The organism is Flavimobilis rhizosphaerae (assembly GCF_014852685.1).
GTDB classification, from domain to species: domain Bacteria; phylum Actinomycetota; class Actinomycetes; order Actinomycetales; family Cellulomonadaceae; genus Flavimobilis; species Flavimobilis rhizosphaerae.
The window spans coordinates 98,165-119,076 of sequence record NZ_JACZDF010000006.1 but is presented as its reverse complement, the minus strand read 5'-3'; the positions used below and the strand labels follow the sequence as shown (position 1 = coordinate 119,076).

The 20,912-nt window shown below is 73.8% G+C and carries 16 protein-coding genes and 1 tRNA gene; 4 read left to right on the top strand and 13 right to left on the bottom strand.

Going from position 1 to position 20,912, the window contains the following annotated elements:
• The first annotated feature begins 59 nt into the window (after window positions 1-59).
• The 3 genes from IGS67_RS14435 (at window position 60) to IGS67_RS11190 (ending at window position 7,247) form a co-directional block, all read left to right on the top strand.
• Entirely contained in the window at window positions 60-3,338 is a 3,279-nt protein-coding gene (locus tag IGS67_RS14435) for a DUF7824 domain-containing protein (RefSeq protein WP_192280981.1), read from the top strand.
• Window positions 3,335-4,651, top strand: coding sequence for an SWIM zinc finger family protein (locus IGS67_RS11195; protein WP_192280978.1), 1,317 nt, complete (start codon window positions 3,335-3,337; stop codon window positions 4,649-4,651). Before IGS67_RS14435 ends, IGS67_RS11195 begins: the two co-directional genes overlap by 4 nt.
• 184 nt (window positions 4,652-4,835) lie before the next feature.
• Complete coding sequence (locus IGS67_RS11190) at window positions 4,836-7,247, top strand: glycoside hydrolase family 9 protein (RefSeq protein WP_192280975.1); 2,412 nt, start codon at window positions 4,836-4,838, stop codon at window positions 7,245-7,247.
• A 65-nt stretch (window positions 7,248-7,312) separates the two neighbouring features.
• On the opposite strand, the gene IGS67_RS11185 is transcribed toward IGS67_RS11190, so the two are convergent.
• Entirely contained in the window at window positions 7,313-7,660 is a 348-nt protein-coding gene (locus tag IGS67_RS11185) for a VOC family protein (RefSeq protein WP_192280972.1), read from the bottom strand.
• A gap of 116 nt (window positions 7,661-7,776) precedes the next feature.
• Between IGS67_RS11185 and IGS67_RS11180 the strand changes: the two genes are divergently transcribed.
• Window positions 7,777-7,920, top strand: a complete 144-nt coding sequence (locus IGS67_RS11180; protein WP_192280969.1) for a hypothetical protein — start codon at window positions 7,777-7,779, stop codon at window positions 7,918-7,920.
• Between the two features lie 213 nt (window positions 7,921-8,133).
• On the opposite strand, the gene IGS67_RS11175 is transcribed toward IGS67_RS11180, so the two are convergent.
• The 12 genes from IGS67_RS11175 to IGS67_RS11120 all read right to left on the bottom strand — a co-directional run bounded on the left by IGS67_RS11175 (window position 8,134) and on the right by IGS67_RS11120 (window position 20,687).
• Window positions 8,134-8,206 (bottom strand) — tRNA-Ala (locus IGS67_RS11175).
• 48 nt (window positions 8,207-8,254) lie between these two features.
• Window positions 8,255-8,932 (bottom strand): histidine phosphatase family protein, encoded by a 678-nt coding sequence (locus tag IGS67_RS11170; protein WP_192280966.1) that lies wholly within the window; start codon window positions 8,930-8,932, stop codon window positions 8,255-8,257.
• Window positions 8,929-9,336 carry a ribosome silencing factor gene (gene rsfS, locus IGS67_RS11165; RefSeq protein WP_102507912.1) on the bottom strand — a complete coding sequence of 136 codons (408 nt, stop codon included), beginning with the start codon at window positions 9,334-9,336 and terminating at the stop codon, window positions 8,929-8,931. Before rsfS ends, IGS67_RS11170 begins: the two co-directional genes overlap by 4 nt.
• 45 nt (window positions 9,337-9,381) lie before the next feature.
• Entirely contained in the window at window positions 9,382-10,281 is a 900-nt protein-coding gene (locus IGS67_RS11160; protein WP_192280963.1) for a hypothetical protein, read from the bottom strand.
• A gap of 578 nt (window positions 10,282-10,859) precedes the next feature.
• Window positions 10,860-11,459 carry a nicotinate-nucleotide adenylyltransferase gene (nadD, locus tag IGS67_RS11155; protein WP_192280960.1) on the bottom strand — a complete coding sequence of 200 codons (600 nt, stop codon included), beginning with the start codon at window positions 11,457-11,459 and terminating at the stop codon, window positions 10,860-10,862.
• Window positions 11,460-11,495: 36 nt separating this feature from the next.
• Window positions 11,496-11,645 carry a hypothetical protein gene (locus IGS67_RS11150; protein WP_165375380.1) on the bottom strand — a complete coding sequence of 50 codons (150 nt, stop codon included), beginning with the start codon at window positions 11,643-11,645 and terminating at the stop codon, window positions 11,496-11,498.
• A gap of 152 nt (window positions 11,646-11,797) precedes the next feature.
• Window positions 11,798-13,093, bottom strand: coding sequence for a glutamate-5-semialdehyde dehydrogenase (locus IGS67_RS11145; protein WP_192280957.1), 1,296 nt, complete (start codon window positions 13,091-13,093; stop codon window positions 11,798-11,800).
• A 76-nt stretch (window positions 13,094-13,169) separates the two neighbouring features.
• Window positions 13,170-14,327 carry a glutamate 5-kinase gene (gene proB / locus IGS67_RS11140; protein ID WP_192280954.1) on the bottom strand — a complete coding sequence of 386 codons (1,158 nt, stop codon included), beginning with the start codon at window positions 14,325-14,327 and terminating at the stop codon, window positions 13,170-13,172.
• Window positions 14,328-14,430: 103 nt separating this feature from the next.
• Window positions 14,431-15,960, bottom strand: a complete 1,530-nt coding sequence (gene obgE, locus IGS67_RS11135; protein ID WP_192280951.1) for a GTPase ObgE — start codon at window positions 15,958-15,960, stop codon at window positions 14,431-14,433.
• Window positions 15,961-16,096: 136 nt separating this feature from the next.
• Window positions 16,097-16,351 (bottom strand): 50S ribosomal protein L27, encoded by a 255-nt coding sequence (gene rpmA / locus IGS67_RS11130; RefSeq protein ID WP_102507885.1) that lies wholly within the window; start codon window positions 16,349-16,351, stop codon window positions 16,097-16,099.
• Between the two features lie 75 nt (window positions 16,352-16,426).
• Window positions 16,427-16,735 carry a 50S ribosomal protein L21 gene (gene rplU, locus IGS67_RS11125; RefSeq protein ID WP_192281174.1) on the bottom strand — a complete coding sequence of 103 codons (309 nt, stop codon included), beginning with the start codon at window positions 16,733-16,735 and terminating at the stop codon, window positions 16,427-16,429.
• Between the two features lie 325 nt (window positions 16,736-17,060).
• Window positions 17,061-20,687: an Rne/Rng family ribonuclease gene (locus IGS67_RS11120; RefSeq protein WP_192280948.1), complete on the bottom strand. Its 3,627-nt coding sequence runs from the start codon at window positions 20,685-20,687 to the stop codon at window positions 17,061-17,063.
• Window positions 20,688-20,912 lie beyond the last annotated feature (225 nt).

The window sequence follows — 20,912 nt, the reverse complement described above, 5'->3', positions numbered from 1 at the left end:
GCGATGCCCGACCCTCCCGCTACGCTCCCCTCACTGATCGCCGACGACAGGAGACCACCGTGACGGCCGAGACCGTGAGCCCCGTCCCGCTCGAGCTCGCGCACGCTCCCGCAGCAAAGGTCGCGCGGGTCCTGCGGGAGCTGTGGACGGTCGACGACGACGCTGTCTTGCCCGTCCTCGCCGAGCGCGGGCCGGCGTTCGCCGAGCAGCTCGTCCGTGAGCTGGCGCGGAACCGCAACCGCTTCGGCCCCGGCGACCCGACACCGCACTCGGCTCTCACACTGCGGCTCCTAGCGACGCTCGACGCGCCGCTCGTCGACCATGCGCCCCACGTCGAGGACTGGGCGCTCCACACCCGGTCCGTCCTCGAGCGGCTCGCGGACCCCGGGACGCGGACGGAGCCGTGGACGGTGTTCGACAGCTCCCTCGAGCCGTCGGTCGTGCTCAGACACGTGCCCGCGCACGTCCGCGCCGCTGCCGAGCACGGCATCCCCGCGACGGCAGGGATCGCGCTCATCGTCCCGGAGCTCCTCGCGCGCGGGGAGCTCGATCGCGACGACACGGTCGAGGCCGCGCTCATGGCGCTCGACACCGTGGGTCGGCCGTCGGACCGTGCGGCGTGGACGACGCTCCTGCGCGAGAACCTCGCCTTCAGCGACGACGAGGTGCGCGCGGTCGGCGACCGTCTGGTGCCTGTCCTCGGGCACGGCGAGACGCCCGTCGTCGAGGCGTTCGCGCCCGCTCTTCTCGCGTCGACGGACGACGCGCTCGTCGGCGACGTCCTCGCGACGACCCTGCACGTGCGGGCCGCGAAGACCCGACGCGTGGTGCTCGCCGCGGCGCTCGAGCGCCCCGCGCCGTCGGACCCGGAGGTGCTGGCCCTTGTGGCGGCCCTCGTGGCCCCGCACCTCACGTCGACGGACCGGGGCGTGCAGAAGGCCGCGAGCGCGCTCGTCGAGCGGTGGGGACTCGAGGTCACGACCGAGGACGAACCCGCGCCGCAGCCCGTCGTCGGCCGGTGGAACGCCACCCCACCTGCGTGGACCCTTCCCCGGTTCGAGCCCGTGGAGCCGACGGCGCGCGCGCTCGAGGCGCTCGTCGCCGAGGTCGCCCGGGGTGCCGAGCGCCCTGTCGACATCGTCTGGGAGCAGCTGCTCGAGGCGATGAACGCCGTCGCAGCGGCAGACCGTGAGGGTGCACGCTCGGCCCTTGCGGGCGTCCCCCATGGCTCGGGCGAGTCGTTCCGCATGGTCGCGGTGCACGTCGAGACGTGGCTCAGGGGTCGCCGCCCCCTCGAGCACGAGCTCGACCGGCGCTTCCAGGCGCGCGACCTCGTGCAGGCCCGCGACGCGCACGTCGTCCACCGGCTCGGCGACCTCCCGTGCCTCCTGTCTACGCCCAGCCACGTCGACCTCAGCATCGTCGCGTCCGACCTCGTCGAGCGGCTCGAGTCCTACGGTCGCGCCGGGGCGGGCGCGTCCGAGGGTGACCTCCAGCTCGCGCTCGCGCGCCTCGATCTCACGTCCGTCGACAGCTCCGTGCGTGAACGCCTCGCCCGGCTTGCCGCTCACAGCGTCCCGCTCCTCGACGAGCGAGGGATCCCGTGCGCCCGCGACGCCGTCGCGGTCGCGCTCGGCTACCTCGACGACCCCTACGTCCTGCGCGACGCGTCCGCCGACACCGCACGAAGCAGTCGGCCGGCGGAGCAGGACGTGACGATCCCCGCCTCTCTGTCCGATCTGCCTCAGCGCGCTCACGCCGGCTGGCTAGTGCCCGACGTCACGGCCTTCCCGACCTGGACCCAGATGCCGGTCGACCGTGTCGTCCCGGCGGGGACGCCAGGCTCGGGGCTCGCACTGGCCCAGGCCGCGCGTCGCCGCGCCCCGCTGCCCCGCGCCGTCGCGACGGCGCTGCTCGTCGAGCCGTCGACCCTGCTGCCCGTCGCCGTGACGGACGGCGCCCGGGCGGTGCGCGACGCATGGTCGCGCGGGCTGCTGCCGCCGGGGGCCGCCGATGCGTCGCTCCCGTGGCGCGGCACGACGCCCACGCGCGTCGCGGCCCTCGCCGCGTCGTTGCTCGCTGCGGCCGACGACGGTGCGGCAGCCGCCGTCTGGCCGTTCGCCGACGACCTTCTCGCACGCTTCGCCGCACTGCCCCGCATCCCGGTCGGCACGGCCGAGCTCGTCGGGACGCTCGCGGCACTCGTGCCGGACGCCCTCGACGCGGTGAGCCGCGGGATCGCACCGGCCAAGGTTCTCGAGGCGCCTGGCCTGCGCGCGATCGCCGATCGCACGGGTTCGTCGCAGGCCGTCACGGCGGCGCAGGCCGCCGTGGCCCTGCTGCCCGCGGTCGACGACAGCACGAGCGAGCCGTCAGCGAGCGCCTCGTCCGCGAGCGCGGGAGCCGCGAGCCCTGGCACCATGAGCACCGGACCCACGCGAGCCAGGTCCGCAGGCGCCGCACGCGCGGGCCGTTCCGCACCCGCGCTCCCCGCGCCCGCCGATCTGCTCGACGACGACGCATTCGCCAGTGCATGGCCGTCGGGCCTCGGCACCTCGCCGGAGATCGACGACGGAGCGACCCTCGGTGCGGCCGTCGTCGCTGTCGGCGCGCACCGCCTGTGCTCGCTCGACCTCACGTTCCCCGATCTCGGGACATTCCGCGTGTCGAAGACCTGGTTCTACGACCTCGAGGTCGAGGGCCAGTGCGAGGCCGAGCCGTGGGCCGACGGCGCCCCGCCGCCGGTGTCCCGTCGCCGCACGTCGCAGTGGCTCTTCTGGGACGCGTCAGGTGGCAAGATCGCCGTCTCCCCCGTCCGCAACCGGCTCGGCGGCAGCGAGGGCCCGCTCGGCAGGGCCGCGCGCACGCCCCTCACGGTGTCGATGGTCGCGGTGCTCCTTGCGGCGGCATGCTCCGAGCCCGCCGCCCCGTACTACCTCACGTCCTCGCTGCGCAGCGGGGGCGTCGGGGCGTCAGCCGTTCGGAGCGCCGTGCAGCGTCTCCTGCCGCTCGAGGACGTCAACCCGGGGCTGCTGCTCCGCCTCCTCGCCTACGAGCCGGAGCTGCTCCCGGTCCTGTGGCCGCTGCTCACGGAGACCGTCCAGCACGCCGCGACGCGCCCGTCGCCGCCGCGCTGGCTGCCCCGCGTGCTCGACGCCGCGACGATCCACGCGCCCGCGCTCCGCACCGCCGCGTACCGGGGTTTGCTCCCTCCCGACGCCGCCGCGTGGCCCGGGCTCCTCGACCTCGCGGAGCGCAAGGGCTCGAGGGTCGCGTTCCGCAAGTCCGCCGCGCTCGCCGCGTTCCTCGGCCTCACCGCGCCCGGCGGTGCGGCATGAGCGCACGCACCTTTGCCGACGCGTCGCGGCTCGACGACACCGGGCTCGCCCTCGCGCTCGCGCCTGCCCTCACGCCCGGCGGTCTCGTCGAGGCGCCGAGCTTCTTCCACGGCTTCGCCGCGCAGCCGCTCGTCCTCGCGCGTGGCCTCGTGGCGCTCGCCGACATCACGTCGACGCGCTACTACAAGCACGTCCCCGAGTCGATGCGCGACCCCGTGCTCACGGCCCACGGCGACCGGCTGCGCGCCGAGTGCTTCTCCGCGTGCGCCTCGGTGCACGCCCGGCTCGACCTGCTGCCGGGGTCGTTCGACTCGGGAGAGATGCGGCACGGCACGACAAATGTCGACATCGGCCCGCAGATGCGCACCGCGCTCACACAGGTGGGACGTGCCGAGCTGCTGCACCTCGACATCGGTCGCGAGGGACTTGCCGTCGCGACGCCGGGCGGAACGACGTACGAGCGGCCCGTCGTCATGCCCGACCGTTGGGTCCGCGGCCTCGGCAACGCCGCCGAGATCCATCACGGGCTGCCGCGTGCCTTCGAGGTCGGGGCTGCTCACGCCCGGGCGTTCGTCGCGGGCCTCCCCCCTGCGACCGGCGTCGACCGGACCGGGTGGCTCGTCGCCGATCGCACGGGGCTGCGTCTGTCGCCCCGACGCGTCGCGGGCGGCGTCCACGTCGCGGGTCTTCACCGCCTCTCGGCGTTCAAGCGTCTCCTCACGCACGTCACGGGGCTCGTCGTCCACGGCACCGAGGCGCCGGGACCGTCGGTCGTCACGCTGCTGCTGCCCGGGGCGCGCCTCGCCCTGGGGCTCACGGACGTCCCGTGGCGCGGGTTCTCGGGCGAGGGCTCGCTGCTCGAACACCTCGCCGGTGGCAACGCCCTCGAGGACGCCGAGCTCCTCGCGGCGCTCCTCGCGTTCGAGCCGGTCCTCGACGAGGGCCGCCTCGCCCGCGACTCCGCGCTGAGCGCCGCGCGTGTGCGCGACGGCCTCGGCGTTCTCGCGGCCTCGGGACGCATCGGGCGCGACGTCGTCGACGACGCGTGGTTCCACCGCGAGCTCCCGCACGACCCGGCGCGAGTCACGAAGGACGCGACCCGACTCACCCGTGCGCGCCGGCTCCTTGCCGAGGGCGCGATCGAGTCGCTCGCCGACTCGTGGCGCGTGAGGACGGGCGACGGTCCCGGCTACACGGTGCGCGACGTCGGTCGGGACGCGACGTGCACGTGCCCCTGGTACCTGCGCCACGGCACGGGCCGCGGCCCGTGTGCGCACATCCTCGCGGTGCAGCTGCTCGTCGAGGCCGGCTGACGCAGCCGTCGTCAGGACCGTCGGGTTGCCCCGGGGCCGGCAGCGCGAGCACAGTCCACGCCTGCCGGGACCTGCAAGAACCCGGCCCCGTGTCTTGACGTCGGGCGCGTACGCCGCAAGACTTCACCCCACATGGGAGCGCTCTCACGCACCCAGCGCCCCGCGTCCCTCGCACAGCGTCGTCATGGAGGACACCACGGTGGACACCGTCGTCAACGCCCCGCCCACCGCCGTCCGGCGACCCCTCCCAGCACTCCTCGCCCTGGCGCTCGCCGTCTCCCTCACCGCGTGCGACCACTCCTCCCCCGCGCCGCCGCCCACCGTCCCCGCGACCGCGCAGACCTCAGCGCCGGCGAACACCGGCACCGAGCTCCTCCCCGCCACGTCCTTCGCCGACGGCCTCGGCCCCTGGGCCCTCTACGGGACCGACGCTGCGCCCCGCACCGCCGACGGCGCGACCTGCGTCGACCTGCCCGGCGGCACCACGAACCCGTGGGACGTCGGCCTCACCTACAACGGCCTCGGCATCGACGCCTCGGCCGCCTACCACCTCGCGCTCACCGCGAGCGCCGCCCCCGCCACGACAGTCCGCGTCGTCGTCGGCGAGGCCACCGGCGCCTACCGCACCGCGACCGAGCTCTTCGCACCCCTCACCCCGACGGCGCAACCGACCGAGCACGACTTCACCGCCGCGATCGCGCTCTCCGCGACCGACGGCGACGTCGGCCAGGTCGCGATCCAGCTGGGCAGCGCCACCCCGTTCACCTTCTGCATCTCGGAGGCCTCCGTGACCACCCGCGACTCCATGCCCACGGCCGCGTCCGACGCGCCCGCCGTCCGCGTCAACCAGGTCGGCTACCTCACGCACGCGGCGAAGGCCGCCACGGTCGTCACCGACGCCGCCGACCCCCTGCCGTGGACCCTCGACCTCGGCGGCATGACGGTCGCCCGTGGCACGACCGAGCCGCGCGGGACGGACCCCTCGGCGGGCCTCGCCGTCCACACCGTCGACCTGTCCGCGGTCACGACCCCGGGCACCGGGTACACGCTCACCGTCGACGGCGCGTCGAGCGACACGTTCGCCATCGGCGACGACCTCTACCGGGCGATGCGCGTCGACGCGCTCAGCTTCTTCTACCCGCAGCGCTCGGGCGTCGCGATCGACGGCGCCGTCGCCGGGGACGCGTACGCGCGGCCGGCCGGCCACGCCGACGTCGGGCCCGACCAGGGCGACGGCGCCGTCGCGTGCCTCCCCGCGGGCGCGCTCACGGTCGACGGGAAGGACCTCTACGACGGCTGGACGTGCGAGGGGACGATCGACGTCACGGGCGGCTGGTACGACGCCGGCGACCACGGCAAGTATGTCGTCAACGGCGGCATCGCCGTCGGCCAGCTCATGAGCACCTACGAGCGGGCGCTCCACGCCCCGACCGGCGACGCCGGCGCGCTCGGTGACGGGACGCTGCGCGTGCCTGAGCACGGCGACGGTGTTCCCGACGTCCTCTCCGAGGCGCGGTGGGAGCTCGAGTGGATGCTCACGATGCAGGTCCCGGCGGGGAAGGACCTTGCCGGCATGGTCCACCACAAGGTGCACGACGACAGCTGGACGGGCATCCCGCTGCTGCCCTCGGACGACGACCGCACCCGCTATGTCCACCGCCCCTCGACTGCGGCGACGCTCAACCTCGCCGCCGTGGCCGCCCAGGGCGCCCGCCTCTTCGAGCCGTTCGACGCCGCCTTCGCCGCGCGGCTGCTCAAGGCGGCCCGGACCGCGTGGGCCGCAGCGGCCGCCCACCCCGACCTCTACGCGCCGAACACGAACCTCCACCCCTCCCCCGGCGGCGGGCCCTACGACGACACCGAGCTCGACGACGAGCGCTACTGGGCGGCCGTCGAGCTCTTCCTCACGACCGGCGAGGACGCGTTCGCCGACGCGCTCACCACGAACCCATACCACGTGGGCGGCACGTCCGAGGCTTTCGGGCCCGCTGCCTTCGACTGGGGTCATGTCGCGGCGTACGCCCGCACCCAGCTCGCGACCGTGCCCAACGCTCTCCCCGTCCTCGCCGAGGTCCGACGCTCGGTCGTCGACGCCGCCGAGGCGACCCTGGCCCGGCAGGCGACGCAGCCGTTCGGCACCGCGTACGTCCCCGACGGCGGCCGCTACGACTGGGGCTCGAACGGCCTCCTGCTCAACAACCTCGCCGTGCTCGTCGCGGCCTACGACCTCGGCGGCGAGGACCGCTTCCGCCAGGGCGTCCTCACGGGCCTCGACCACCTCCTCGGCCGCAACGCCATGGGGATCTCCTACGTCACGGGTCACGGGACGCGCTTCGCGCAGAACCAGCACTCGCGCTGGTACGCGGCGCAGGCGGACCCCTCGCTGCCGCACCCTCCAGCCGGGACCGTCTCGGGCGGGCCGAACTCCGACGTGCCCGACCCCGTCTCGTCCTCACTCGCCGGGTGCGCGCCGCAGCGGTGCTACGTCGACGACATCGGCGCGTGGGGCGTCAACGAGCTGACGATCAACTGGAACTCGGCTCTCGCCTACGTCGTGTCGTTCGCCGCGGACCAGGGCGCGGCGGGCCCGGCCTGAGCCGTCACGGGTGAGGCAGGGTCGACGACGACCCTCGAGCTCCGGCTCGACCGGCGGGCCGCGGCTCAGCCGGCGGGATGTCCGGACGGCTCGAGAAGCAGCTCGGTGCCGTCAGGGTCGTCCGCCGAGACGACCGTGAGGCACAGGTCGTCGCCGACCGGAACCTCATGCTTGACGACGAAGCCGAGGACGTCGGTGTCGAACGCGCGCGCCGCGCGCTGGTCGTCGACAAAGATGCTCGTGAGCGCGATGCGCAGAGGACCCTCCGGTTCCGGCGGACGGCTGCCGACGGACGGCCTCCGGCCACGGTACCGTCGCAGTCGGTCCTGCGGACCGCGACCGCCCGAGGAGCTGGCATGGCACGACCACCCGTCATCACGTCCTTCACCGTGACGCGGTCCGGCACGACGCACACCCTGCACGTCGCCTGGAGGCCCGCACGCACGGGCGTGCGCGGCGCGATCGCGCGGCTCCTCGGGGGCCCTGGGGCCTACGAGGTCGGGATGCGCCCGGGCGGCAGCGCGGGGCCGTGGCGCCTCACGACCCACGCCGGGCGGAGCTCGAGCGCGTGCACGTCGCGACGACGGCGCTCCACGCGCGCCTGACGACGGGGGTCGCGGCGATGCTCCGCGAGGCGGGCTCCGTGCGCCGCACGGCGAGGTCGGACGCCTGAGGGCACCGCGACCAGCGCACGCCCTCGTCCTGTCGCGGACGGAGGGACGTCGTCCGGGCGCCGGACGTGGGACGTCGAGCGATCGCGGCACGAGGGCGGTCGTCCGTGCGACGGACGAGGGCCGTCGAGCGATCGTGGAAGGACGCTCGACCAGGCCGACCCGGTCGCGGAACGACGAAGGCCGGGACCTCGTGGTCCCGGCCTTCATCAACGTGGAGCTGAGGGGACTCGAACCCCTGACCCCCTGCATGCCATGCAGGTGCGCTACCAGCTGCGCCACAGCCCCGTGAGGGTGAGCCCTCGCGTCGACCCACCGCGGTGGGCCTCGGTAAGTCTACGCAGAGGGCTGCCGAGAAATCCAATCGGGTCCGGCCGCCCAGTGTTCGCGCGAGAACGCCGCCCCAGCGTCGTAACGGGCGAGCCGCCACGACGGCACGGCGTCGGGTCCACCGGCGCGCAGCTCGGCCCAGTGGACGTTCGCGGGCCCGACGAGCCCCCGCCAGGTCTCGACGTCGAGGCCGAGGAGCGCGGTCGTCCCGGTCGAGATCGCAGCGCCGTGCGAGACGACGCACAGCACCTCGTCGCGAGCCAGCCCTGCGGCATGCTCCTCGACCGCCTCGACGAAGCGTTCCCCCACGGCCGCGCGCGGCTCGGCGCCCTCGACAGGTTCTCCGCCGTGCCGCCAGGCCGCGTACTCCTCGGGCCAGCCCTCACGCATCTCGGATGCGGTGAGACCTTCCCAGGGGCCGAAGCTGCGTTCGCGCAGCCGCGCGTCGAGGGTCACGGGCAGACCCGTGACCTCGCCGAGGGCGTGCGCGGTGTCGGCAGCGCGCACGAGGTCGGAGGCGACGATCCGGGTGACACGGTGCGCCGCGGCGAGCGCCACCGCCCCCTCGCGCGCCTGCCAACGACCGACGTCGTCGAGCGGGATGTCGACCTGCCCCTGCAGCCGACCTTCGGCGTTGTACGCCGTCCGGCCGTGCCGCAGCAGCAGGAGCGTGCCGGCTCTCATGCCTGCGGCGCGTCCTGCTCCGCGTCGTCAGCCGGAGCGCCGTGGAGGTCGGCGGGGAGCTCGACGACCGGGCAGTCCTTCCAGAGCCGCTCGAGGGCGTAGTAGACGCGGTCCTCGGAGTGCTGGACGTGCGCGACGACCTCACCGAAGTCGAGCAGGATCCACCGGGCCTCGGTGCGCCCCTCGCGACGGACGAGCTTCGAGCCGGCCTTGTGCATGGCCTCCTCGATCGCGTCGCTGATCGCGGTGACCTGGCGCTCGTTGCTCGCCGAGGCGATGAGAAAGACGTCGGTGAGCACGAGCTGCTCCGAGACGTCGAGGGCGATGATCTCCTCGGCCTTGCGGTCGGCGGCTGCGCGTGCGGCGACGACGGCGAGGTCCAGGGCGCGCTGGGTGGCGGGCACGGTTCTCCTAGCGAGAGCGGTCGGGTGACACCCCAGTATGACGGGTCAGAGTTCCCCTGGTGCACGGGCGTCGACCGTGATGGTTGCGACATCCGCGCTCGCCTGCGTTGAGCTGTCGGGGGTGCGCGACTCGAGAAGGAGCCACACGAGGACGCCGAGCAGGAGCCCGACGGCGACGAGGATGATGATCTGCGGCCAGGACAGTCCAAGGACCGCGTCCTGCTCGTTCGCAGGTGCGTCGTCGCGCGCGTCGTCCGGCTCGTCGACCGTCGGTGCCCCGAGCACCTGACCCCACGCGGGGACGATCGGAGCGTCCTCCCCAAGCGCACCCGGCCCTCCCGCGGGGGTGCCCGGCCCACCCGCGGCGACAGCGGCGCCCGGGCCACCTGCGGCGGGGGCGAACGACGGCGCCGCCTGCGGGGCTGCAGCCGGGTTCCCGGCGCCGGTGACCGGTCCCCAGGGCATGGGCTGGCCGGTGGTGGCGTGCGTGCCGGCGTGCGGCGGCTGCGAGGTGAACGCGCCGGGCTGGGCCGCGGCGGTCGGGGCGAACGGCGCGTACGCTCCCGGCGCGGAGTGCGCACGGTCCTCGATCGGACCCCAGGCGCTCGGGGCCGACGGGGCACTGGCGAGCGACGTGCGCTGCTGCTGGGCAGGTGCGGCCGACTGCGGTGTTACCCCGCCCGACGGGTTGACGGGGCTCGGTGTACGGACGGACGCCTGGGCGGCCGCGTCTCGCACACCCATCCGGGCCGGCGCCTGCGCCGCCGGCTGCGCGCCCCGCGGGGATGCCGAGTAGGCCGCCGGGCGGCCGGTCTGATCGACGGGCACGACGGGCGTGATGCGACCGGTGTGGTCGACGGTGCGGACGGCGCCCGTGACCGCTGGCGGGACGACGGTCGGCGCGGGGCGTGACCTCGGTGCTGGCTCGACGTCGGGCACCTGCATCGCTGCACGTCGCACTGCGCCGGCATCAGCAGGCCGTCCGCCCGGAGCCGGTGCACGCTGCGGGAGCGAAGCGCCAGGTTGGGACTGAGAAGCCCCGGTGGGCACCGGGCCCGCGGTCGGGCGTGCATCGGTCATCGACGGGACGTGGCCGCCCCCGTGGTACGAGCCCGGGCGTGCGGGATGCTGTGCCGTCGCGCGTCCCTGCGCGGGCGCTGGCACAGGTGCCTGACGCTGCGCTGCCGGTGCCGGCGCGGCCGCTGGCCGCGGGGCGGGGCGCTGCGCCGCGGGCGCCTGCGGGGCAGGACGCTGCGGAGCCGCCTGCTGGGCGCGCTGACGCATCGGCGGGCTTCCTGCGCCGTGTGCGCCACGACCGGGCACGTGGTGCGAGGGCGCAGCACCCTGCGGTGCCGCGGACTGCCGGGCCGGGGTCGGTCCACCGGGAGCCTGCGCCTGCGTGGGTGAGGCGTGCTCCTGCGCCTCGGCCTGCGCCGCGCGCTGACGCTCCTCACGCTCGGCGATCTCACGCATCTGACGTCGCGTCAGGGGCGCTCCGGCGGACATGGGCTGCTCCGGGGTGGTCATGACGCATCCACGTAGAGTCGATGCTTCTGGATGTACTGGACGACGCCGTCGGGCACGAGGTACCAGACAGGCCGGCCCGCGCGGGCTCGCTCGCGGCAGTCCGTCGACGAGATCGCCAGGGCGGGGATCTCGACGGCGGTCACCTTGAGCGCGTCGAGCGTCCCGAGGTCGAGCGTGTGACCCGGGCGTGTCACGGCGACGAAGTGGGCGAGGTCGAAGAGCTCGTCCGCGTCCTTCCACGCCGCGATCTGCGCGATCGCGTCGGCCCCCGTGATGAAGAAGAGGTCGGCGTCGGGACGCTGCGCGTGCAGGTCACGCAACGTGTCGATCGTGTAGGTGAGACCCGGGCGGTCGATGTCGACGCGGCTCACTGTGAAGCGCGGGTTCGACGCGGTGGCGACCACCGTCATGAGGTAGCGGTGCTCGGCCTCCGTCACACGGGAGTCCTGCTTGAACGTCGGACGCCCCGTCGGGACGAAGATGACCTCGTCAAGGTCGAAGCGCGCGGCGACCTCGCTCGCGGCGACCAGGTGGCCGTGGTGCACGGGGTCGAACGTGCCACCCATGACCCCGAGCCGGAACCGCCGTGCCGTCATCCCGTCAGCTCTCTCCTGCTCCCGTCCGGCCTCGGCTCAGTGACGCGTACCGGAGCTCTTGAACGCGAAGGTCACGAGCAGCAGCGCGAGGAGCGCACCGAGCGTGAGCAGCCCGTACGCGATCGGCGGGATCGGCAGCTCTGTGACGACGGTCGACTCCGAGGCGCGGAGCACGGACGCGATCATGGATGGACCTCCTGGTCGGGTGCGGTCGTCGGGCGCTCCCTCGAGGAGCCGCCACGAAGGCCAAGTCTCTCATGCGGACGGTGCCGGGAGAACCCGGTTCGCGCGTGTCGGGCACCTGTCCGCAGGACCTCCACGTCGCTCTCAGGTTCCGCTCAGGGACGGGTGTGGCCCTCACCCTCGACGACCCACTTCGTCGTCGTGAGCTCGGCCAGCCCCATGGGGCCACGGGCGTGCAGCTTCTGCGTCGAGATACCGATCTCGGCGCCCAGGCCGAACTGCCCGCCGTCCGTGAAACGCGTCGACGCGTTGACGTTGACGACCGCGGAGTCGACCTCGGCGACGAACCGCTCCGAGCTGCGCAGGTCGTTCGTGAGGATCGCCTCGGTGTGGCCGCTCGACCACGTCTGCACGTGCTCGATCGCAGCGTCGAGGTCCGGCACGACGCGCACCGCGAGCTCGGGAGCGAGGTACTCGGTCGCCCAGTCCTCGTCGGTCGCCGCGACGACGTCCACGCCCGCGGGCGCGAGCGCCCGGGTCGCGTCGTCACCGTGGAGGACGCAGCCGGCCGACGCGAGCGCGTCAAGCGCCTGCGGCAGGAACGCAGGCGCCGCAGCCTCGTGGACGAGCAGCGTCTCGACGGCGTTGCACACCCCGACCCGCTGCAGCTTGGCGTTGAGGAGGATCGCGAGCGCGTCGTCGAGGTCTGCGCTCGCGTCGACGACGAGGTGGCAGTTGCCGACGCCCGTCTCGATGACGGGCACGACGGACTCGGCGACGACCGTGCGGATGAGGTCCGCGCCCCCGCGGGGCACGAGGACGTCGACGAGCCCGCGCGCCCGCATGAGGGCGACGCCGCCGGGACGGCCGTAGCGGTCGATCGACTGGACGAGATCGCGCGGCAGGCCCGCGGACTCGAGAGCGCGGGCGAGGACGTCGACGATGACCTCGTTCGACGAGGCCGCGGCCGAGCCGCCGCGGAGGATGACGGCGTTGCCGCTCTTGAGCGCGAGCCCCGCCGCGTCGACCGTGACGTTGGGGCGGGCCTCGTAGATCATGCCGACGACGCCCATGGGCACGCGCAGCTGACGCAGCCGCAGACCGTTGGGCAGGGTCCAGCCCCGGATGAGCTCGCCCACCGGGTCGGGCAGCGCAGCGAGCTCCCGCAGCGCGTCGGCGATCGCACCGATGCGCGCAGGGTCGAGCGCGAGCCGGTCGAGCAGCCCCGGCTCCATCCCGTTGGCCCGGCCGCGCTCGAGATCGAGCGCGTTCGCCACGACGATCTCGTCGGACGCCGCGACGAGCGCGTCGGCCATCGTGTGGAGAGCCGCGTCCTTGACCGCGCGCGTCGCGGTCGCGAGCGCGCGCGACGCGACCTTCGCGCGGCGCGCGATGTCCTGGACGGCGGTCGTCACGTCGTCAGCGAGGGGGGCCTGCGTCTCGGTCGTCATGCGGCCCGAGGGTAGTCCTCGAAGACGCTCAGGTCATCCAAGGTCCGGGGTGCGGACGCCCGCGCAGACGCTGCTCTCAGCCCGCCCGCACCGGCCGGCGCCGCACGAGCACGAGGTCGTCGCGGTGGACGACGGTGCGGTCGTAGCCGTTGCCGAACTTCTCCTTGAGCTCGGTCGTCGTCCGGCCGAGGAGGGCGGGCAGCTCGCCGGAGTCGAAGCTCACGATGCCGCGGGCCACGGCTTGGCCGTCGGGTGCGACGAGGTCGACGACCTCGCCCGACGCGAACTCCCCCTCGACTGCGGTGACACCTGCGGCGAGGAGCGACGCCTTGCCGCCGAGGACGGCGCGCACGGCGCCGTCGTCGAGGACGAGCCGGCCGTGGGTGCGCGCCGCGTGCGCGAGCCACAGGCTGCGCGCGGTGCCCTTCTTGCCGAACGCCGAGAACCACGTGCCCGTGTCCTCGCCGAGGAGGGCGGCGTGGGCGTTCGCGGCGCTCGTGAGGACGACGGGGATCCCCGCGCTCGTCGCGAGGCGCACCGAGTCGAGCTTCGTGAGCATGCCGCCCGTCCCGACGGAGCTGCCGCGCCCCGTCACCTCGATGCCCGCGAGGTCTTCGGCAGAGCGCACCTCGGCGATGCGTCGCGCGCCGGGCCGGGACGGCGGGGCGTCGTAGAGACCGTCGACGTCCGTGAGGAGGATCATCGCGTCCGCGCGCACGAGGTGGGAGACGAGAGCCGCGAGACGGTCGTTGTCACCGAAGCGCAGCTCGTCTGTCGTCACGGCGTCATTCTCGTTGATGATCGGCACGACGCCGAGGTCGAGCAGGCGCTCGAGAGCGCGCTGCGCGTTGCGGTAGCGCGCGCGTCGGATCGTGTCGTCGGCCGTGAGCAGCAGCTGTCCGACGCGCAGGCCGTGGGACGCAAACGCCTCGGTGTACCGCGCGACGAGCAGGCCCTGGCCGACCGATGCGGCGGCCTGGGCGGTCGCGACGTCCTTGGGCCGGGCCGTGAGGCCGAGCGGCGCAAGCCCCGCGGCGACGGCGCCCGACGTGATGAGGACGACCTCGACGCCCGCCTGACGACGGCGCGCCACGACCTCGACGAGCTGCTGGAGGGCGTCGACCGAGAGGTGCCCGTCCGCGCGCGTGAGCGAGGACGAGCCAATCTTCACGACGACGCGGCGTGCCGCGGCGATCGCGGCGCGACCTTCGACGGCAGAGACGTGCTGGTTCACGCGCCCATCATCCCCCGTCCCATCGCCAAGACGCCGTCACGTCCACGGTGCGGCGCGACCCTGCCCGGCAGATGCCTGACGGGGTCGTGAGCGCGTCTGCGCCTCAGACCTCGGACGAGTCGTCGTCGGCCGTCCAGTGCCCGGCCTCGCGCTCGGTCCACAGCTCGGCGCGGGCCTCGGCCTTGGCGTCCATGCGGTCCTTGTACACCTCGCGCTTCTGCGCACGCGTCGGCCGCTCACCTCCCTCGAGGCGCAGGTCGGTACCGCGCGGCCCCGTGAGCAGCTCGGCGCCTGCCATGAGCGTCGGTTCCCAGTCGAAGACGACCGCGCTGTCGCCCTCGCCGATGACGACCTCGGCCCCCGCGACGGCGCCCGCCGCGAAGAGCCTCTTCTCGACGCCGAGCTTCGCGAGCCGGTCCGCGAGGAACCCGACGGCCTCGTCGTTGGCGAAGTCCGTCTGACGCACCCACCGTTCGGGCTTCGTGCCCCGCACCTGGAAGTACGTGGACGGCCCGTCGTCGTGACGGACGACGGTGACGTCGTCGTCGTCGACCGCCTTGGGACGCAGGACGATGCGGGCAGGCTCACGCGGCGGCTCGGCCGCGCGCGCCGCCGCGACGATCTCCCCGAGCGCGAAGGTGAGGGCTCGCAGGCCCTCGTGGCTCGCGGTCGAGATCTCGAAGACCCGCAGGCCGCGCGCCTCGAGGTCGGCCTTGACGAACTCGGCGAGCTCACAGGCCTCAGGAACGTCGATCTTGTTGAGGACGACGAGCCGCGGACGTTCGTTGAGCGGCGCCCGGTTGCCCTCGATGCCGAGGTCGCCCGAGTACGCCTCGAGCTCGGCCTCGATCGTCTCGAGGTCACTGATCGGATCGCGGCCCGGCTCGAGAGTCGCGCAGTCGAGGACGTGGACGAGCACCGCAGTGCGCTCGATGTGGCGGAGGAACTCGAGGCCGAGGCCCTTGCCCGCGCTCGCCCCCGGGATGAGCCCCGGGACGTCGGCGACCGTGAAGCGGTACTCGCCCGCCTGGACGACCCCGAGGTTCGGGACGAGCGTCGTGAACGGGTAGTCGGCGATCTTCGGCTTGGCGGCGGAGATCGCCGCGATGAGCGAGGACTTGCCCGCGCTCGGGTAGCCGACGAGCGCGACGTCCGCGATCGACTTGAGCTCGAGGACGACCGTCGCCTCCTCCCCCGGCTCGCCGAGCAGCGCGAAGCCGGGCGCCTTGCGCTTGGCGGACGCGAGCTTGAAGTTCCCAAGCCCGCCCTTGCCGCCCTCGGCGACGACGTACTCGGCCCCGACACCGACGAGGTCGGCGAGCACCTCGCCGTCGCGCGTCTTGACGACGGTCCCGTCGGGCACCCCGAGGACGAGGTCCTCACCGTTGGCGCCCCAGCGGTAGTCGCCCATGCCCTGCGTGCCCTTGGGCGCCACGCGGTGCGGCGAGTGGTGGTAGTCGAGGAGAGTCGTCACCTGGGGGTCGACGACGAGGCGGACGGAGCCGCCGTCGCCACCGTTGCCGCCGTCGGGGCCCGCGAGGGGCTTGAACTTCTCGCGCCGGATGGACGCGCACCCGTTCCCACCGTCCCCGCCGAAGGCGTGGATCACGACACGATCGACGAAGCTGGCCATGGTGGGGTCCTTACTGCTGGGGTCGGGGACAGCGGGCCAGCAGGCCCACGTCCTCAGGGGTCGACGCGCACGGCGCCGGGAACGCCGAGAGGGACGCACCGCACGGTGCGCCCCTCTCGGTCATGAGCGTGGAGGCTCAGGCAGCCTCGACGATGTCGATGACCTTGCGGCCACGACGCGTGCCGAACTGGACGGCGCCGGCCTCGAGAGCGAACAGCGTGTCGTCCTTGCCACGGCCGACGTTGACGCCGGGGTGGAAGTGGGTGCCGCGCTGGCGCACGATGATCTCGCCGGCCTTGACGACCTGGCCGCCGAAGCGCTTGACGCCGAGACGCTGAGCGTTGGAGTCACGACCGTTGCGCGAGGAGCTCGCGCCCTTCTTGTGTGCCATGACGGCAACCTACCTATCTGGGATCGAGAACGGGGTGTCGGAGACCCGGGCCGCGTCACCGCCGCCCGAGCGACGTCACTTGATGCCGGTGACCTTGAGGCGCGTGAGGGCCTGGCGGTGGCCGATACGCTTGCGGTATCCGGTCTTGTTCTTGTACTTGAGAATGTTGATCTTCGGGCCCTTCTCGTCCCGAACGATCTCGGCGGTGACCTTGACCTTGGCCAGGGCCTCCGCGTCAGAGGTCACCGTCTCGCCGTCCACAAGAAGGAGGGCGGGCAGCTCAACGGTCTCGCCGGCGTTGCCAGCGAGACGGTCGACGACGACGACGTCGCCCACAGAAACCTTCTCCTGACGGCCACCGGCCTTGACGATCGCGTACACCACGTTGCTGCTCATCTCTCTTAGGTCTTCTCGGCATGCTCGTCAACCGGAGAGATCCGGGAGCACACGGGGAACGGCGCGACTCGATACGCACCGACGTTCAAAGATACGGAATCACGGGCGGCCGGTCAAATGCCGTGCCCCACCGCGGGCGCACGTCACACCGCGCCACCACATCCGCGTGCGGACCCCGCCCGGGCACCGCGCACGAAGCGCGATCCGGCCGTCCGAGGGCCACGTTCATGCTGCACGACGACGTGGGGCGCACAGTGCGCGCCACGCCGCCGGACGGCATGGTGTCGATCGTCACACGACGATCGGAGATCTCCTAGCTGAGGTTCTCTCGACGCACCTGCGCGAGCTCGGCGAGGACGTCAAGACGCGGACGCTCGTCCTCCCCCGCAGGAACCGCGTCGGCCGCAGCGGGCGCCCCCTCGGCAGCCTTCGCCTCACGGTCCGCAGCACGTCCGCTCGCCGTCGCTCGACGCGAGCCACGGGCACGCGTCGTCCGCGGCTTCGCAGCGGGCTCAGGAAGATCGAGGACGATCTCCTCGAGGACCGAGGGCGCCTCGGCGTCCGCGGCAGCCTCCGGAGCAGCAGAGGCCTCGGGCGCAGTCGTCTCCGGCGCGCCAACCTCGACCGCGGGCTCCGCCGCTGCAGGCTCGTCGGCGACGGGTGCGCCAGCCTCGGCAGGCTCGTCGACGTGGGCCTGGGCGGCTGCGGCCGCGATCGCGGCGAGCGTCGCGCTCACCTCGGCACGCGCGGCCGGCAGGACCGGGACGGCTGGCGCCGCGGGCGCCTGCTCCTCCTTCGCCGCCCCGCCACGCTTGCGTCGTGAACGCTTCGATTCGTTCTGCGACGGGTCCGACGCCTGCTGACCGCCGTTGCTGCCGTTGCCGCCGCCGTTGCCCTTCTCGACAGGGTCGGCGTGGACGATGAAGCCACGGCCGTGGCAGTGCTCGCACGTCGTCGAGAACGCCTCGACAAGGCCTTGTCCGACGCGCTTGCGCGTCATCTGGACGAGCCCGAGCGACGTCACCTCGGCGACCTGGTGCTTCGTGCGGTCACGGCCGAGGCACTCGACCAGACGACGCAGTACGAGGTCACGGTTGGACTCGAGCACCATGTCGATGAAGTCGATGACGATGATGCCGCCGATGTCGCGGAGCCTCAGCTGGCGGACGATCTCCTCCGCCGCCTCGAGGTTGTTGCGCGTCACCGTCTCCTCGAGCGTGCCGCCCGAGCCCGTGAACTTGCCCGTGTTGACGTCGACGACCGTCATGGCCTCGGTGCGGTCGATGACGAGCGAGCCGCCCGACGGCAGCCAGACCTTGCGGTCCATGCCCTTGGCGAGCTGTTCGTCGATGCGGTGGCTCGCGAAGACGTCCTTCTCCTCGGTCCAGCGCGTGACGCGCTCGGCGAGGTCGGGGGCGAGCTCGCCGACGTACGTCGAGATCGCGTCCCACGCGTCCGTGCCCTGGACGACGAGCGACGAGAAGTCGTCGTTGAAGATGTCGCGCACGACGCGGATCGCCATGTCCGGCTCACCCTGGAGCAGGACAGGCGCGTTGCCGCTCTTCGACTTCTTCTCGATCTTCTCCCACTGGCCCTGGAGCCGGGCAATGTCGGCGCGCAGCTCCTCCTCGCTCGCCCCCTCGGCCGCGGTGCGGACGATGACACCCGCCGAGTCCGGGACCAGCTCGCGGAGGAGCTTCTTGAGACGCGCGCGCTCGGTGTCGGGAAGCTTGCGGGAGATGCCCGTCATGCCGCCGCCGGGCACGTAGACGAGGTAGCGGCCGGCGAGCGTGATCTGCGACGTGAGCCGCGCACCCTTGTGGCCGATGGGGTCCTTCGTCACCTGGACGAGCACGGGGTCGCCCGACTTGAGCGCCTGCTCGATGCGACGCGGCTGGCCCTCGAGGCCCGCAGCGTCCCAGTTGACCTCGCCCGCGTAGAGCACGGCGTTGCGGCCCTTACCGACGTCGATGAACGCGGCCTCCATGCTCGGCAGCACGTTCTGGACGCGGCCGAGGTAGACGTTGCCGACCATCGATGACTGCTCCGCCTGGGAGACGTAGTGCTCGACGAGGACGCCGTCCTCGAGAACCGCGATCTGGGTGCGGCCGTTCTTCTCGCGGACGACCATCGAGCGCTCGACGGCCTCACGGCGGGCGAGGAACTCGGCCTCGGTGATGATCTGGCGGCGGCGGCCCGCGTCACGGCCCTCACGGCGGCGCTGACGCTTCGCCTCGAGGCGCGTCGAGCCCTTGAGCGCGGTGACCTCGTCGGACGACGTCGACGTGCTGGACGCGCGACGCTGGCGCGGCTCGCCCTCCGAGTCGCCCGAGCGGCGACGGCGGCGACGCCGACGGCTCGAGGAGCCCTCGGCGTGCTCGTCACCGTCCTCGGCGGAGCCGGGGACCTCGTCGTCGTGCGTGGACGCGTCGTCGTCGGCGGGGGCGTCGGCGTCGGCGGGGGCGTCGGCGTCGGACGTCTCGTCCGTGTCGTTGGGCTGAGCGTTCTCGGTGCTCGAGCCCGAGCCCGAGCGGCGTCGGCCTCGGCCGCCACGGCGGCGGCGACGGCGCGGCGCACCGCCCTCGTCGTCGGAGGAGTCCTCGTCCGAGGAGTCGTTGTCGGAGGAGTCGTCGGACCCGTCCTCGGTGGCGTCCTGGGCCGCACCGTCCGTCGTCCCGTCGACGTCGGTCGACCCGGGCTCGACCGTCTCGGCGTCGACCGTCACGTCGTCGAGGACCTCGGTCTCGTCGACCTCGTCCTCGACCTCGGCCGGGGTCTCGCGGGCGACCGGCGCGGGGGTGCCCGTGGGCGCCTGGGCACGGCGACGACGCGGGGCCTTCGAGGCGTCGGGCGCCTGGAAGAGGAGCGCAGTCATGGGCAGGCGGGTCGCGGGGGCCTCGTCCGCAGGGGCGTCCTCGACGGGAGCCTCCTCGGCCGTGGTCGGCTCGACCGGAGCCTTCGCGGCCCGTGACCGCGAGGATCGCGAGCGCGCAGGCGCAGCGGGCGCTTCCTCGAGGGGAGCGGCCTCGGCGGCCGTCTCGGGCTGCTCCGCAGGAGCTGCCGCAGCGGCGGGGCGCGTCGAGCGACGCGAGCGCGAGCGCGGGGCGCTCGGCGCCTCGGTCTCGGCAGGCTCGGCGATGGCCGGAGCAGCGGGGCTCTCGGTCGCCGGGGCCTCGCCGACGACGGCCGAAGGCGCGCCGGCCGGACGGCCGGCCGCGCGGCGTCCACGACGTGCGGGCGCAGCGGCGGGTGCAGCCTCCGCAACGGGAGCCTCGGGAGCAGCGGCCGCGTCAGGAACCGACGTCGCGGCGGGGGCAACCTCGGCCTGCGGTGCGGACGCCACCTTCGCGGTGCGTGCGCCCTTCGCCGTGGTCCGGCCCTTCGCGGGCTTCTCGGCGGGGGCGGGGTCGACGTCCCCGGCGCCGGAAACGTCGGTCGCCTCGCTCGCGGGGGCGGCCACGGTGCGCGTCGAGCGGCGGCGCGCCGGCTTCTTCTCGACGGGAGCCTCGGCGGCGCCGTCGGCCTGCGCGGCAGCGGCCGTCGCGGCAGCCTTCGCGGCAGGGGCGGACTCGCCGACAGCGGCGTCAAGCGTCTGCTCGACGCCGTCGACGGGGCCCGACGCACGGCCAGCGCGACGGCGGGGCGCCTTGGCCGGCTTCTCGGCCGCCACCTCGGCAGCGGCGGTCTCCGCCGCGGGGGCCTCGGTCGCAGCAGCCTTCTTCGAGGTCGACCGCGAGCGCGAGCTCGCGCGGCGGGCCGCCGGCGCCTCGGCAGCGTCGGCCTGAGGTGCAACTGCCTCCGCAGGCGCCGTCGCCGCCTCTGGCTGCGTCGCACGGGCGTCGGCCGCGCCGGGCGCAGCAGCCGTGCGGGTCACACGACGGCGGGTCCGCGGTGCAGGAGCCTCTGAGGAGCCGTTCGCCGCGTCGTTGTCGAGAGTCATGGGGTACTCCACGCCCTGGGCCCCGTCCGCACCCACGGCCCCGAGGCAGTCAGTCGTCGCTCGGCAGGTGGGACCTGACCGGCGACGGAAGTCGTCGATGACGGCGCGGCGCACGCCCCGCGGCGCGCCGTCCGTGAGGACGGCTGCGGACCGCGCTCCCGGTCCCGGTGGGCTACGCGCCGCCGGCTGGTGCCGGGGCGTCGGTTCCGCAGGACCGGAGCGGCT

Bases quoted from the DNA above. Each gene is read 5' to 3' on its own strand.
- IGS67_RS11195 (WP_192280978.1), top strand. From the start codon at position 3,335: ATGAGCGCACGCACCTTTGCCGACGCGTCGCGGCTCGACGACACCGGG.
- IGS67_RS11190 (WP_192280975.1), top strand. From the start codon at position 4,836: ATGGAGGACACCACGGTGGACACCGTCGTCAACGCCCCGCCCACCGCC.
- IGS67_RS11170 (WP_192280966.1), bottom strand. From the start codon at position 8,932: ATGAGAGCCGGCACGCTCCTGCTGCTGCGGCACGGCCGGACGGCGTAC.
- IGS67_RS11160 (WP_192280963.1), bottom strand. From the start codon at position 10,281: ATGCAGGTGCCCGACGTCGAGCCAGCACCGAGGTCACGCCCCGCGCCG.
- nadD (WP_192280960.1), bottom strand. From the start codon at position 11,459: ATGACGGCACGGCGGTTCCGGCTCGGGGTCATGGGTGGCACGTTCGAC.
- IGS67_RS11150 (WP_165375380.1), bottom strand. From the start codon at position 11,645: ATGATCGCGTCCGTGCTCCGCGCCTCGGAGTCGACCGTCGTCACAGAG.
- IGS67_RS11145 (WP_192280957.1), bottom strand. From the start codon at position 13,093: ATGACGACCGAGACGCAGGCCCCCCTCGCTGACGACGTGACGACCGCC.
- obgE (WP_192280951.1), bottom strand. From the start codon at position 15,960: ATGGCCAGCTTCGTCGATCGTGTCGTGATCCACGCCTTCGGCGGGGAC.
- rpmA (WP_102507885.1), bottom strand. From the start codon at position 16,351: ATGGCACACAAGAAGGGCGCGAGCTCCTCGCGCAACGGTCGTGACTCC.
- IGS67_RS11120 (WP_192280948.1), bottom strand. From the start codon at position 20,687: ATGACTCTCGACAACGACGCGGCGAACGGCTCCTCAGAGGCTCCTGCA.